This window comes from Flavobacterium sp. GW821-FHT11G01 (genome assembly GCF_058808175.1).
In genome coordinates, this window is record NZ_JBXARK010000009.1 from 268,916 (window position 1) to 282,904 (window position 13,989).

The 13,989-nt window shown below is 33.8% G+C and carries 13 protein-coding genes and 1 tRNA gene; 8 read left to right on the forward strand and 6 right to left on the reverse strand.

Translation table 11 applies throughout. The features are described 5' to 3' along the window. The first annotated feature begins 201 nt into the window (after positions 1-201). From AC1RRN_RS17105 to AC1RRN_RS17125, 5 genes are all read left to right on the forward strand, one after another. The gene (locus AC1RRN_RS17105; protein WP_492968454.1) at positions 202-1,023 is read left to right on the forward strand and encodes a helix-turn-helix domain-containing protein; all 822 of its coding nucleotides are present in this window, start codon (positions 202-204) and stop codon (positions 1,021-1,023) included. 428 nt (positions 1,024-1,451) lie between these two features. Next, complete coding sequence (locus tag AC1RRN_RS17110; protein ID WP_492968455.1) at positions 1,452-2,807, forward strand: TolC family protein; 1,356 nt, start codon at positions 1,452-1,454, stop codon at positions 2,805-2,807. Positions 2,808-2,896: 89 nt separating this feature from the next. After that, positions 2,897-3,949, forward strand: coding sequence for an HlyD family secretion protein (locus tag AC1RRN_RS17115; RefSeq protein WP_492968456.1), 1,053 nt, complete (start codon positions 2,897-2,899; stop codon positions 3,947-3,949). Position 3,950: 1 nt separating this feature from the next. Next, complete coding sequence (locus AC1RRN_RS17120) at positions 3,951-5,534, forward strand: MFS transporter (RefSeq protein ID WP_492968457.1); 1,584 nt, start codon at positions 3,951-3,953, stop codon at positions 5,532-5,534. Between the two features lie 302 nt (positions 5,535-5,836). Further along, positions 5,837-6,499 (forward strand): HAD family hydrolase, encoded by a 663-nt coding sequence (locus AC1RRN_RS17125; protein ID WP_492968458.1) that lies wholly within the window; start codon positions 5,837-5,839, stop codon positions 6,497-6,499. Positions 6,500-6,781: 282 nt separating this feature from the next. Here the strand turns inward: AC1RRN_RS17125 and AC1RRN_RS17130 are convergent, their stop codons facing one another. The 6 genes from AC1RRN_RS17130 to AC1RRN_RS17155 all read right to left on the reverse strand — a co-directional run bounded on the left by AC1RRN_RS17130 (position 6,782) and on the right by AC1RRN_RS17155 (position 10,906). After that, positions 6,782-7,717: a WD40/YVTN/BNR-like repeat-containing protein gene (locus tag AC1RRN_RS17130; RefSeq protein WP_492968459.1), complete on the reverse strand. Its 936-nt coding sequence runs from the start codon at positions 7,715-7,717 to the stop codon at positions 6,782-6,784. A 90-nt stretch (positions 7,718-7,807) separates the two neighbouring features. Next, complete coding sequence (locus AC1RRN_RS17135; RefSeq protein ID WP_492968460.1) at positions 7,808-8,215, reverse strand: hypothetical protein; 408 nt, start codon at positions 8,213-8,215, stop codon at positions 7,808-7,810. 74 nt (positions 8,216-8,289) lie between these two features. Then, complete coding sequence (locus tag AC1RRN_RS17140) at positions 8,290-8,943, reverse strand: 3-keto-disaccharide hydrolase (RefSeq protein WP_492968461.1); 654 nt, start codon at positions 8,941-8,943, stop codon at positions 8,290-8,292. A gap of 49 nt (positions 8,944-8,992) precedes the next feature. Continuing rightward, positions 8,993-9,676, reverse strand: coding sequence for a hypothetical protein (locus tag AC1RRN_RS17145; RefSeq protein WP_492968462.1), 684 nt, complete (start codon positions 9,674-9,676; stop codon positions 8,993-8,995). Beyond that, on the reverse strand, positions 9,676-10,638 hold the full coding sequence (locus AC1RRN_RS17150) for an abortive infection family protein (RefSeq protein ID WP_492968463.1): 963 nt from the start codon (positions 10,636-10,638) through the stop codon (positions 9,676-9,678). The genes AC1RRN_RS17145 and AC1RRN_RS17150 overlap by 1 nt, the downstream gene beginning before the upstream one ends. A 186-nt stretch (positions 10,639-10,824) precedes the next feature. Continuing rightward, positions 10,825-10,906, reverse strand: a tRNA-Leu gene (locus tag AC1RRN_RS17155). A 109-nt stretch (positions 10,907-11,015) separates the two neighbouring features. On the opposite strand from AC1RRN_RS17155, the gene AC1RRN_RS17160 reads away from it, so the two are divergent. The 3 genes from AC1RRN_RS17160 (at position 11,016) to AC1RRN_RS17170 (ending at position 13,935) form a co-directional block, all read left to right on the forward strand. Then, positions 11,016-12,404, forward strand: a complete 1,389-nt coding sequence (locus tag AC1RRN_RS17160; RefSeq protein ID WP_492968464.1) for a dipeptidase — start codon at positions 11,016-11,018, stop codon at positions 12,402-12,404. Positions 12,405-12,685: 281 nt separating this feature from the next. Next, a complete protein-coding gene (locus AC1RRN_RS17165; RefSeq protein WP_492968465.1) occupies positions 12,686-13,399 on the forward strand; it encodes an energy transducer TonB in 714 nt (237 codons plus the stop codon). 74 nt (positions 13,400-13,473) lie between these two features. Next, the gene (locus AC1RRN_RS17170) at positions 13,474-13,935 is read left to right on the forward strand and encodes a toxin-antitoxin system YwqK family antitoxin (RefSeq protein WP_492968466.1); all 462 of its coding nucleotides are present in this window, start codon (positions 13,474-13,476) and stop codon (positions 13,933-13,935) included. The last annotated feature ends 54 nt before the right edge of the window (positions 13,936-13,989 follow it).

Genomic DNA, 13,989 nt, shown 5'->3' on the forward strand with positions numbered 1-13,989 from the left:
ATATTGGAAGAAGCCTTTCTTAACGGAAAGGCTTTTTTGTTTTTTATAGGGATTTAGAATTTAACCGCAAAGAGCGCTAAGATTTACGCAAAGTTCGCAAAGTTTATATCCACATAGCTTTGCGAACTTTGCGTTTATGAGCGCAATCTTAGAAAAAATCCTTGCGTGCTTTGCGGTTAAATTTCTTCCTATCTTTATATTATGGAACAATCAACTTTTAAAGTCGACAAATATTACATCAAGAAAGTAGATGCTGATAAAAAAAGCATTTACTGTCATCATGATATAATGGGCGAATTATTTGTTCCATGGCATAAACACGATAAAGCACAAATGTTATATGCCGAAGGCGATGTGGTTTTTGTGACAACCGAAACGAAGTCTTACTTTTTACCCGCAAGACATTTTATCTGGATTCCGGCGGGTTTGGAGCACAGTATTGAACCAAAGTCGGAACATGTGATGATGCGAAATCTATATTTTCCGGTTGAGAAAGATGAAAACGAGTTTTATAAAAACGAAGGTATTTATCCGGTCAACAATTTACTGCTTCAAATGATGCTCTTTACCAATCAGTGGAATGGTGATTTGAAAAAAGGTTCTCCAAATTTTACCATTGCGAAAGCGATAAAAGCGATTCTTCCTCAAATTTGTACTAATAATCTACCTTTAGAATTGCCACAACCAAAAGACAAACGGCTTGGGAAAATCCTTAGACATATTGAGAATAATCTCGGCGAAACGATTTTATTTTCAGAAGTTGCTCATGAATTTGGTTACAGCGAGCGTTCTTTGTATCGCTTGTTTCAGAAAGATCTTAAAATGTCTTTCATTCAATATTATACCATCCGAAGAATCTTAAAAGCTATCGAACTTTTGTTAGAAAGAAAACTTTCAGTAAAAGAGGTAGCGCAAGAAGTTGGTTATAATAGTGTTCCAACTTTCAGCAACACATTCTTCAAAATTTTAGGACAAAGACCTTCCGATTACTTAAATAGAGAAGAGATTTTAGAAAGAAAGTAAATAGTTTTATTTCACGCAGATTAGCGAATAATTTAAACACATAGAAACATAGCTTTTTGTTGCGTTAAAAGGCGTTTCACTTGTATTAACAAACAAAGCTATGTGTAAATGATGTATCATTTATTTTAATCTTTATCCAATAAAATAAACCTATGTTTCTATGTGTTAAATAATTATTTTAATTCTGCCCATTTAAAATAAAAATCTCGTTGATCTGCTTAAATCCTTTTATCACGATAGCTATTGGGAGCGTGAAAGATCTCAAACCAAATGTATTTTATAATAAATTGTCTTTCAATGTTTTAATATATCGTTTTCGGAAAACACAATTTTAACATTTGTCCGAAATGAATATGTTATTGACTTTTTAGAATTATCAGTCAATAAAATAATGTGGGAACTTTGCACCATAAATTATTTATGTACTCATGTTCCTTAAAACAACAAATTCTACAGAAGATTGTTTTCTCAAAAGCCTGTTATTATTTCTAATTCTAATAGGATTTAATAGTGCAAAAGCTCAGGAAATTCATTCCGTTTCATTAAATGAAGCTTTGAAGCTGGCAAAAGAAAACAACAAAAAAATCCTTAGATCGCAATTAGAGACTACGCTCTCAGAACAAAACATCAAAGAAAGAAAAGAACTTCGTTTGCCGGACATCGAATTAAACGGTGAGTATTCCAGAATTACGAATATTACGGAATTCAAAGGAAGCGGTTTCCTGAATGGCAAAGAAGTCACAAAAGCAATTCCTGAAATTTATCAGGTAAATTCAACTTTTAAAATGCCAATTTATGCAGGTAATAAGATCAATAATGCCATCAAAATTGCCAATCAGGAAAGCGAAATCGCTAAAATAAAAACTGAAAAGACCGAAAATGATGTCGAGTTGGAAGTCGTGGCCAATTATCTTTCGATTTATAAAATGATGGAACTTCAGAAAATTTTTGAAGAAAACATCAAAGAAGAAAAAAGCCGATTGAAAGAAGTACAGTCGCTTCAAAAACACGGAACGGTTACAAAAAATGAAGTGATTAGAGCCGAGTTGCAGCTTTCGGATCGTGAATTAAGTGCGTTGACTAATTCCAAAAACATAAAAATTGCACTTCATGATCTGAAAACTTTAATTCAGCTTCCGGAAAACGAAGAAATAGCAATCGACACAACGTCTAATCTGGATGAAATGAACGGTTTGGATCCGTATGATTTTTATTTGGAAAAAGCTTTCACTAATGAAGAAATGCGAATCGCAAGCCAGGAATTGAATATCAAAAAAACAGAATTGCAATTGGTTAAAGGAAATTATCTGCCAACAGTAAACTTCTTTGGGAATTATGGTTTTTATTATCCAAACTATAAATTTTTTCCGCCAAATCCGTATTTGTATACTTTAGGTCAAGTGGGAATTGAGGCGAGTTTTGATATTTCTTCTTTATATAAAAACAAAACGAAAGTAGCACAAGCGAATACAAAAATCGAATGGCAACAAATGCAGTCTGAAATTATAAAAGAGGAGATTCAGGATCAGCTTTATAAAGAACATACTCAATATCAGGAAATCCTTGAAAAATTTGTGGTTGTGGACAAAGCTTTGGATTTAGCCGATGAAAACTATCGAATTGTAAAGCTGAAATACTTAAATCAATTGGTTTTAATTACCGAAATGGTTGATGCTGATAATGCTTTGCTTCAGGCGAAATACAACAAAATTTCTACCCGATTGGATGCGGTTTTAAAACATTATGAGTTGCTTCATACGGCTGGGATTATGCCTCAGAGTTAGACTTTATAGAAGAAAGAGGCAAGAAGCAAGAAGCAAGAGACAAGGCTTAGAATATAGAGAATAGAAAATAGACAAAAGATATAGAGTTTATGGTTAAGATAAAGAATGAAACTAGAAGAAACAGAACGTTTCATATACTAATAACAATAATTGCTTGTGCTTTGGTTGCGAGCGGAATTATTTTGGGAATTTGGTTTTACGTGTTCAATAGAAACCACGAAGAAACCAATGACGCGCAGGTCGAGCAATACGTAACACCAATTATGTCGAGAATTACGGGTTATGTGCAGGAAGTTCGTTTTAACGAAAATCAGTTTGTGCATAAAGGCGATACTTTAGTAATTATTGACAATCGTGAATACAAATCAAAATTGAATGTGGCGCTTGCCGATGTTCAAAATGCACAGCAAAATAGCGTTGTGGCTCAAAAAAATGCAGTTACAACGGCAAGTGCAACGGCGATTAATGAATCGCAATTAGAAGGCGCAAAATCGAATCTTTGGAAAACAAAACTGGAATACGAAAGGTATAAAGCTTTGGTAAAAGAGGAAGCGGCAACGTCTCAGCAATTAGAAAAAGTAAAAGCAGATTATGAATCGGCGCAGGCGCATTTTGATGAAATGAAAAACAGAATTCATTCGGCGACCTTAAGTACTTCTGTTGCTGAAGCGAATGTTCCGACAACACAAACAAATATTGCTTCAAAACAAGCTCTTGCTGATAATGCTGCACTATTTCTTTCGTACACGATAATTACTGCGCCTTATGATGGTTGGGTTGGAAAACGAACTTTACAGCCTGGACAATTGGTAAAAGAAGGCCAATCATTGCTTTCGATTGTAAGCAAAGAAAAATGGATTACGGCTAATTTTAAAGAAACCCAATTGCAATATTTAACCGTTGGACAGGAAGTAGAAATAAAAGCTGATGCCTTAAATGATAAAGAATTTAAAGGAATTATTACTTCGCTATCGCCTGCGAGTGGTGCAAGATTTTCATTGCTTCCTCCAGATAATGCAACAGGAAACTTCGTAAAAATCGAACAAAGAATTCCGGTTAGAATTCAGTTAAAAGACAACGACAAACAAACCGATTTTTTAAGAGCCGGAATGAATATCACCGTTATCGCCGAACACCACTAAAATGGAAGATAAAAGTATTTTTAAATCCTGGGTTCCAAAATGGGCAATCATTATTATTTTGTTTGTCTGTTTGTTGCATTCCATGATTTTATTGGGCGTTTATACTTCAAACGTTACCTATGCAGCGAGTTTTCTGGACATTGAGCCCGAGGATTTGCAGTTTGCAATGTGTGTTACGTACGGAACTTTGCTGGCAACGATTTTGATCGAAAGTCGATTTTCGAGTTTTTTTCCTGCAAAAAATTACCTGATGGCGGTTTATTCCTTGATCGGAATTACGATTGTTTCATCGGCGTATATTACCAATTTTTATCTCTTTTTAATGCTGCGAATTGTCGAAGGAATCTTAATGGCACTTCCGGTAATTACAATCAGGCAGTTATTGATAGAGCAATTTAACTCTAAAAACGCTATTATAATTGGTTTCTCCTTTTATTACGGTTCGCTGTTATTGTCAACGCCTTTTATTATGAACATTGCGGTTTGGTTTCTGGATCATTACGATTGGAAATACATGTTATATGTTTCGGGCGGATTGCAGGTTTTGAATGTCTTTTTAATCTTAGTTACTTTTCGTGGGCACCGAATCACAAAGAAAATTCCGTTGTATCAAATCGACTGGATGAGTTATTTTTTGGTTTTAACTGCCATTCTTTGCGGTGCTTACTTTTTTGTGTATGCCGAGAAAAAATATTGGTTTGATTCTTCTGAAATGGTTTTAATGTTAATGATTGCTTTGATTACAGGCGGATTATTCATCTTTAAAGAACTTTTGGTAAAAAGACCCACTTTTGATTTTAAAGTTTTTAAATACGCTAATCTCCGAATCGGGTTTTTATTGTTTTTCCTTTTTTACATCAGTAGAGCGACGTTGAGTCTTTGTCATTCGGCGATGTTTTCGATTTGGAATTGGGATCCGTCGCGCGTTGCGGGCGTGCAATACATTAACGGACTAGGAAATGTAATCGGACTAATTTTAGCTGCTTATTTTCTGATGAAATCTGTTTCTACCAAAGTTATTTTCATCATTGGATTTTCGCTTATTGCGTTGTTCCATTTTTGGTTTACATTTCTTTTCGTGCCCGATGTAGCATTGTCAGACATTATCGTTCCGTATGTTTTACAAGGAATCGGTGTTGGATTTTTATTCGTTCCGTTAATCTTGTTTACTACATCTTCGGTCCCGGCAAAAATGGCGGTTTCTTCGGGAATTGTCGGCGTTTCCGGGCGTTTTTGGGGAAGTACAATTGGGTTTTGCGTTATGCAGAATGCGACTGTATTTTTAAACAAAAAACATTTTTTAAAACTAAGTCAGTTTGTAACCGGCGAAAATCCTGAAGCGCAGCAAACCATCGCTTCAACGGCGCAGAGTTTTATGGCAAAAGGATATTCTGCAGATAATGCAAATAGTTTAGCCTTGAAAAAAGTCTTTGGAACAGTTGCCAAACAAGCGACTTTATTAGCCGATATGGAGATTTATACCATTGTGGGTTATGGTTTGGTCGTTTTGATTATTTTGATTGCTTGTAATCAACATTTGAGACAAACTATGACTTTGGTTAAAAGTAAAATTTGGATTGGCTGAAAACGCAAATTCCAATTTTTTAAATTCCAAATTCCAAAAATGAAGCGGATCTAATTTCGAAAAAGTCGAAAATTTATTCTCTCGCAGATTTAGCAGATTCCGCAGATATTTAATACTTTAAATAAATCTGCTAAATCTGCGAGAGACAAAAAAACTTTGCGTCTTCGCTCCCGATAGCTATCAGGATTGCGAGATTCAAAAAAAAAAATCTTAGCGAATCTCCGCGAAAAACCTCCGCGAATCTCTGTGGAATACCGCTTTATTACCCTATCTTGCAACCGTTAAAAAAACAAAAATATATAATGAAGCAGCAATGTGTAATTTTTGATATGGATGGCGTGATTTCTCACACTAATCCGCATCATGCAAAAGCTTTCGAGGCATTTTTCGACAAATATCAAATTCCTCATTCAGCACAAGAGTTTGAAGAACATATGTACGGAAAACATAATGGTTATATCATGACGCATTTCTTTAAGCGTCCGATTACGGGAGAAGAACTTGTAAAACTGGAAGATGAAAAAGAAGGAATGTTCCGCGAAATTTATAAAGACAAGGTCGATACTATTCCGTATTATTTGGATTTTTTAAGCGAATTAAAATCGCGCGGCTTTAAAACGGCTGTTGCAACCTCGGCGCCACGTGCGAATTTGGATTTGATTGCAAACGCTTTAAAAATATCAGACAAAATGGATTCTATGCTATCCAGCGAAGACGTAAAATTTCATAAACCAAATCCTGAAGTATATCTAAAATCAGCAGAACGTGTTGGTGTTTCTCCTTCTGATTGTGTGGTTTTCGAAGATTCTTTTTCGGGCGTGACAGCAGGATTAAATGCCGGAATGAAAGTTGTCGGTGTTTTGAGTACGCATACAAAAGAACAATTGCCTCCTTGTCATTATTATATTAATGATTATAGTGAAATTAATGTGAATAAGGTTTTGGCGCTTTTAGATAAAAAGTAAAATATAAATTTTGCGCTTTCGCGACTTTGCGAGATTAATTTTTAAAGTATTATGCTTATGAATCTCTCGCAAAGTCGCAGATTCGCAAAGTTTTTTCATACTGTAACCGCAAAGTATTGTCATTTCGACTGAAAGGAGAAATCACACTAGAAACTCCGTAACGAAAAGCGCTAATCTTTGTCGATATTCGAGTGCGATTTCTCCTTTCAGTCGAAATGACAAACTAGAAGAGTTATCTCAATTAAAAATAGTAAACTAGCTTCCAGCCTTAGATGAAGGTTTTTATTTTTTCTTAAGAAACAATCCATAATCTCCTATTGCATATACAGCACCATCTTTTGCAATAATTTTCAAGATTGGGTCAGTGGTTTTATTGTAAGCTATTTTCCAATTTAAGCCGCCATTTTTAGTTTCATAAATTTTCCCTTCATATGTTGAAAAGTATCCAGTATTTTCGTTAATGAAACAAATCGATGTTGGAGAAACGGAACCAGGCAAGCTTGCTATTTTTGTCCAACTCGTTGATCCGTTACTAGTTTTGTATAAGTCACGTTTAAAATTAATGTAATAACCAATATTATCTGATATAAAGGAAAGAGAGGTAATATCTGAATCTGAAGTTAATGTTTGGGTCCAGGTTTCGCCGCCATCAAGAGTTTTGACAATTATTCCTTTATCTATAATGTTATTGGTATAGCCGCCATAAGCATATGCAACTAAATCTGAAGTTATTACTAAATTATCTACAGTAGAGCCATCATACTTTTTTGTCCAAGTATTTCCAGAATCATTGGATTTTAGTATCGAACCAGCTCTTATAAGCAACCCTTTAGAAGGATTAAAAAATTTAATATCAAAAATAGTCGAACCACCCGAAATACTTTCAACTTTATTAAACGTAGTGCCAGAATTTGTAGTAACAAACATATCTATTCTTGCGGTGTAGAATTTTTGTTCATTTAGCATAAAAGCGCTCATTAATGTTTGCTTATCTCCTATATTTAATACACCCCATGTTTTTCCGCCATTATTGGTTTTTGCTAAAAATCCCAAACTGCCGGAAATTATTCCCTGATTTTTATTGATAAAGGAAATGTCAGTTAAGCTTTGAGTGGTATAGGCATCTATTTTCTCAAATGAATCTGCAGTCTTACCTTCATCAGAAGAACAGCCAAGAATTCCTAAAGTAAAAGTCAGGAAACAGATTAATTTTTTCATAGTAATTTTTGAGTTGGTTAGTTGAATATCAAATGGTTGGTTGAATGGTAAGTCTTTTAAAGGTGCCTTTTTTTCTTACTGAAATATTCTCTAGTAATGTTTTACTAAAAACAGGCTAGTAGTTCCGTTGCTGTTTGTTATTTTGATAACATCAAAAACAGTAGGGTCTTTATAATCATCACTTCTTCCCGTGCCGCACCAGTCCCAAGGTAGTGTATAAAAAGGTGACGGCGTTAATTTTGTGGTGTTTGAGATCCCACTTAATTCCCCAGATGGCTGATCCCCATCAGGTTGGAATTGCTTTATATCAAGGAAAGCCGTCGAGCTTCCGTTTTTTAAAGAACCAATAAAAGTTTTTCCGATAATCAAGTTATCAATATCCTCGCCGGTCTTGTTGTAAAATTTCACATCAGTGCTTTCCGCTGCGGGAGCACTTTCTTCTGAAGAACAACCTACAATTCCTAAAGTCAGAATTAGGAAACAAATCATTTTTTTCATAACAATCTTTTTTAGATAGATGATTGAATGTTAAAATGGTTGCGTAGAATTGGGAAGAATTTTTTTGTTTAAATTTATTTCGAGATATTTTTTATTTTGATGTTTTTGAAATCAATTGGCGAACGCTCATAATTCAAAGAAATTTTACCTTCAGTAGAAGAAGCTTCGGTGCATTCATTTACTAGTTTTCCGTTTAAATATTGCGTGATTTTTCCATTGAAAGATTTAATTACAACCGAATTCCATTCGCCATACGGATTCTCATTTTCTAAAAATTTAGGCGAAACTACACTCGCGCCAGCTTCAACCAATTTTCCGTTTACTTTTGCTGTTACCTGATCCAAAAAGATAAAATCGCCGGTAGTCTTTTCTTTTATTTGAAACTGAATTCCTTTTGGCCAGATTTTGTCAGAGGCATCTAGCGGAATATTATACATCACGCCGCTGTTTTTCACACCTTTCATTTTGTATTTCTCGTCAAGATTCCATCGGTATTCTAGAGTAAGTTCAAAATTTTTATAGCTTTTTTTGGTCATCAAACAGCTAGGGTCTTCTCCGTGCATGCGAATCATTCCGTCTGCGAATTCATATACTTTTGACGGTTCTTGTTGCGCTGTATTTGTTTTAGTAAAAGCATACCAATCGTTTATTTCTAAACTTTTTTGCTGAACGGCACAGGAATTTAGAATAAAAAGAAGGACAATAGCAAAAGTTGATTTTTGGAACATAAGTTTAAGTTTGAAAACAAGCTGAATAAAATGTGACTGATAAGCTGAATTAATTATTTATAACTTCAAAATGAATATCCGTTTTGGTCATGGAAAAAATATTAAGACTAAGGGAATATGTTTTAATATGCTGTTTATTGTACAAATCATCATATTTAATTTCTATTTGTAGTTTAGGAAGATCTGAAACTAAATTATAGTTGTCTTCAACTTCAAAAATTAAAATTGATAAAAGCTCAATGAAATAAGGAGGTAATTCTAGTTTATAAGACGATTTTTCAATGTTAACAGGTAACAGGAAGTCTTTTTCTTTTAAAAGTTGGATAGGAAGATTATGCCCACTTTTGAAAGAGTTACTATCAATAAATAGAAAACCATCTAATTTACCATTAGTTGAAAAATTTTCCAGATTCTCTTTTAATAAATTTATATAATAATTGGTGTCAATTTGAAATTGAAATTTTAAATTTTTTGCAGAGGCTAAACCGATATTATAAATATTTAGGAGACATTTTTTTTGTTTAATTTTAGTTGTATCATCTTCAAAAATGACCTCCCTAGATTCTTCTGAAACACGACTCATAGTGTAAGAACTTTGCCCTAAAATTACATGAGGGAGATAAGTGGTTTCTCTTTGCTTTTTTATTTCTCGTAAAGTTTTGATTGTTATAATTGTATATATAGCTGTTGATACAGCTGATAAAATTGCAAAAAAAGATAGTATGTTATTCATTATTTAATGCCGCTTAGTTCAATCAAAAAAATAATGTTTGTCCCAGTTAAATTAAGGCCATATCGCGTCATCTCATCATCTACTTTTTGGGGAATTTGTCCTTGACCGTGACCTCCAACTTTATTACGAATGGTTGGAATTCCACTTACCAGCAAGTTTTGTAGAGATGTAAATTGATTTTGTGTAAATGAAGGAACTAAATTATTTTCGAAACAAACCTGAATTAATTTTTTTGCTGTATCAGTATCATTAAAAGCCCATCCTTTTTCGCTACAAATTATTTTCATTGTGCTTTCAAATGCTTTTAAACATTCTGTTAAGCACTCTTTATTTCTTCCGTGTCTATAATGCTCGTGAGCTTTTAAATATTCTTCATTTGCTCCATCAAATTTTTCATTCCAAAGCAAACTGAGCGTTGGTTTTGTGATTTCGCTATGAACATAAGTTGAATCAACTCTAATTATATCACCACTTTCAAATTGATAACCAATTCCATGTTCTTTAAACCTGTCATTTAGCTCGTTTATTGATTCATCAGGAGATAATTCTATTTCAGTATTGTGAGTATAGTCATGATAGTTTTCTTTTATTACTTTAAATATAAATCTGAAACACAATTCAATGACATCAATATTTTTTTCAATATTTTTTTCGTTCAATAAAAAATCTAATACATTATCTTCATCAGAATATCTGCCCATTAAAGAAAATGTTCCATATTCTTTACATAATATTTTGTGTATAAGTTTGTATGCTTTTACAGGTTCATTTGGACTATTATAATATTGTTTATCAATTCCTATTGATTCTTTAATGATATGAACAATTTGTACACGCAATTCTTTAGGAATATTTTCATATGAATAGACTTCAGGAATTTCACCACGAAGTTTTTTTTGTCTTTTTGAGAAAAGGTCGAATGTTGCCATATTAAAAATTCCTATTAGTATGAAAGTTTTCAATCAAAGTAAGTCAAATATAGAAATAATTCTTATTAATCAATAAACACTTAGTGTTTGAAGTTTAGATTTGTTTTACTTCTAAGCTCTTAAAATTAAAAACTTTATAGAGTGCGTTTATAAGAAATTTTGTAATATAAAATCACACAAAACAAAAAAGCTCCTGAATATCTTCAGAAGCTTTTTTAGTGCGGATAATAGGACTCGAACCTACACGCCTTGCGGCACCAGATCCTAAGTCTGGCATGTCTACCAATTTCACCATATCCGCGTAATTGTGGGTGCAAAGATAAGCATACTTTCGAATATTCAAAGAAAATTTTCAAAAAAAATATTAATTCTCTTTTTTGTATTTTTGAATTTCTATAAAAATAATTTAAATGGAAAATATTAAGTCGTACGTTCAACAACATAAAGATCGCTTTATCAATGAGTTGATCGAATTATTAAAAATTCCGTCGGTGAGTGCCGACACTGCATATTCGCAAGATGTTATCGACACAGCAGAGGCTGTAAAAGAAAGTTTATCAAAAGCAGGCTGTGATTTTGTCGAAACTTGCGATACTCCGGGTTATCCAATTATCTATGGAGAGAAAATAATAGATCCAAATTTACCTACCGTTTTAGTTTACGGACATTATGATGTTCAACCGCCAGATCCAATGGAATTATGGACATCGCCACCTTTCGAACCCGTAATCAAAACAACCGAAATTCATCCTGATGGAGCAATCTTCGCGCGTGGTGCCTGCGACGACAAAGGACAAATGTACATGCACGTAAAAGCGTTGGAATATATGGTACAAAGTAACACTTTGCCTTGTAACGTGAAATTTATGATCGAAGGTGAAGAAGAAGTAGGTTCGGCAAGTTTAGCCTGGTTCGTAGAACGCAATCAGGAAAAACTGAAAAATGACGTTATTTTAATTTCAGATACCGGAATGATTTCGAATCAACAACCATCAATTACGACAGGTTTAAGAGGTTTGAGTTATGTTGAGGTAGAAGTTACGGGGCCAAACCGCGATTTGCATTCAGGATTGTACGGTGGAGCAGTGGCGAACCCAATTAATATTTTGGCTAAAATGATTGCTTCTTTGCATGACGAAGACAATCATATTACAATTCCGGGATTCTACGATAAAGTTCAGGAATTATCTGCTGAAGAAAGAGCTGAAATGGCAAAAGCGCCTTTCAGTTTAGAAAAATATAAAAAAGCATTAGACTTAAACGATGTCTATGGCGAAAAAGGATATGTAACCAACGAGCGCAACTCCATCCGTCCGACTTTAGACGTAAACGGAATCTGGGGCGGTTACACAGGAGAAGGTGCAAAAACGGTTATTGCAAGTAAAGCTTTTGCTAAAATCTCCATGCGTTTGGTTCCAAATCAGGATTGGGTTGAGATTACAGAACTTTTCACGAAACACTTCACAAGCATTGCTCCGGCTGGAGTTACTGTAAAAGTAACGCCACATCACGGAGGTCAGGGTTATGTTACTCCAATTGATAGTATTGGATACCAGGCAGCAAATAAAGCCTATACAGAAACTTTTGGAGTTCCTGCAATTCCGGTTCGTTCAGGAGGAAGTATTCCGATTGTGGCTTTGTTTGAAAAAGAATTAAAAAGCAAAACCATCTTAATGGGATTCGGTTTAGATTCTGATGCCATTCACTCGCCAAACGAACATTTCGGAATCTTCAATTACTTAAAAGGTATTGAGACTATTCCGTTGTTTTACAAGTATTTTGTGGAGCTTTCTAAATAAGTTTTAACCGCAAAGAGCGCTAAGAATTACGCAATCCCGATAGCTATCGGGAGCAAAAGATTTTTTAAGTAAGATTTACAAAAGTTCGCAAAGCTTATCCTATAGCTTTGCGAACTTTGTGTTTATAGTCGTAACCTTGAAAAAACTTTGCGCTCTTTGCGGTTAATTTTTTAAATCGCATTGTCCACTCCTTTTTTTGATATTTAAAATTTTAAGATTGTACTTAATGCATTTGAATTAAATTAGTATTTTTATAAGAGAATAACTAAAAAAATACCACTATGATCTCAAAATTAGATTTGGTTTTCAAGATGAAAATAGTTTTGTGTTTTACTTTTGTTTTGCTTTTCAATGTCAGAAGCACTGCTCAGGAAACAAAGCCAAAACCTACTGCAGAACAAATGCAAAAAATGCAAAGTGACATAGAAACGTATTATGCCAATACTACTTTTAAAATTAAAGACGATAAAGGAACTATTATCGCAGAAAAGAAATTTGCTGCTCTTACCCTGCAAGAAAAAAAAGCGCTTCAAGATGTTTTTCTAGAACACAGGAGATTATCCAAAGAAGAGATTATAGAAAAACTTAAAAAAGGAGGGCCTGAGTCTGAAGAAATCACACTCTCGAAATCTGTTCCGATTAAAGAAATAAAACCCAAAGGAGGCTTTTATCAAACAGCAGATTTGACCGAAAAACCAACTTATCCGGGAGGTATGCCGGAGTTTTATAAATTTGCAGGCGGATTGTTTAAAGTAGCCTCAACACCAGAAGGAATTGTGATAAAAGGAACCATACGCGTTACTTTTATTGTACAAAAAGATGGCTCGCTAACCAATATGAAAGTCGTTAAAGATCTCGGCTACGGCACCGGTTCAGAGGCTTTGAGAGTACTAAAATTGTCTCAAAAATGGATACCTGGCAAACTAAAAAACGGCCAAGTGGTAGCGGCTGAATTTCATCTTCCAATTTCTATTCAGGAACCTGATAAACAATAGTAAAATTTCAATTGATTAAAATTTTTTGGTCAAAAAGTTGCTCGTTTGATTTTTATTTCTACATTTGTAGAACAATGTCTATAACTGTAGAATTAATTCGAAATATGAAAAACTTTCTGTTATTATTTTTTTGCGGAGTAATGCTTTTGGGTTGTAAGAGCAAGTCTATTAATCAGAAGATTGATCATAAAAAAGAAGGCGTTTGGATTGATGATTATACACAAGACAGTATAAATTATAAATCGTATGAATATTATAAACATGATATTCCTGTAAAAAAGTGGAAATCCTATATCAACGGAAAAGTCTATAAGACTGAAAAATACAAAAACGGAATTTGTATCGTAAGAAGTTATTACGAAAACGGAAAATTAGAATCAAAAGGAAAAACAAAATTAGAATCGAATTCGGTTGAAACGCACTGGTTTTATTTTGGAGAATGGAAATTTTATTCCGCAAAAGGAAAACTCACCAACATCAAAAATTACGAAAAAGGAGAATTAATCTCGGAACAAAGAATAAAGAATAAAGAATAAAGAATAAAGAATAAAGAATAAAGAATAAAGAATAAAGAATAAAGAATAAAGAAT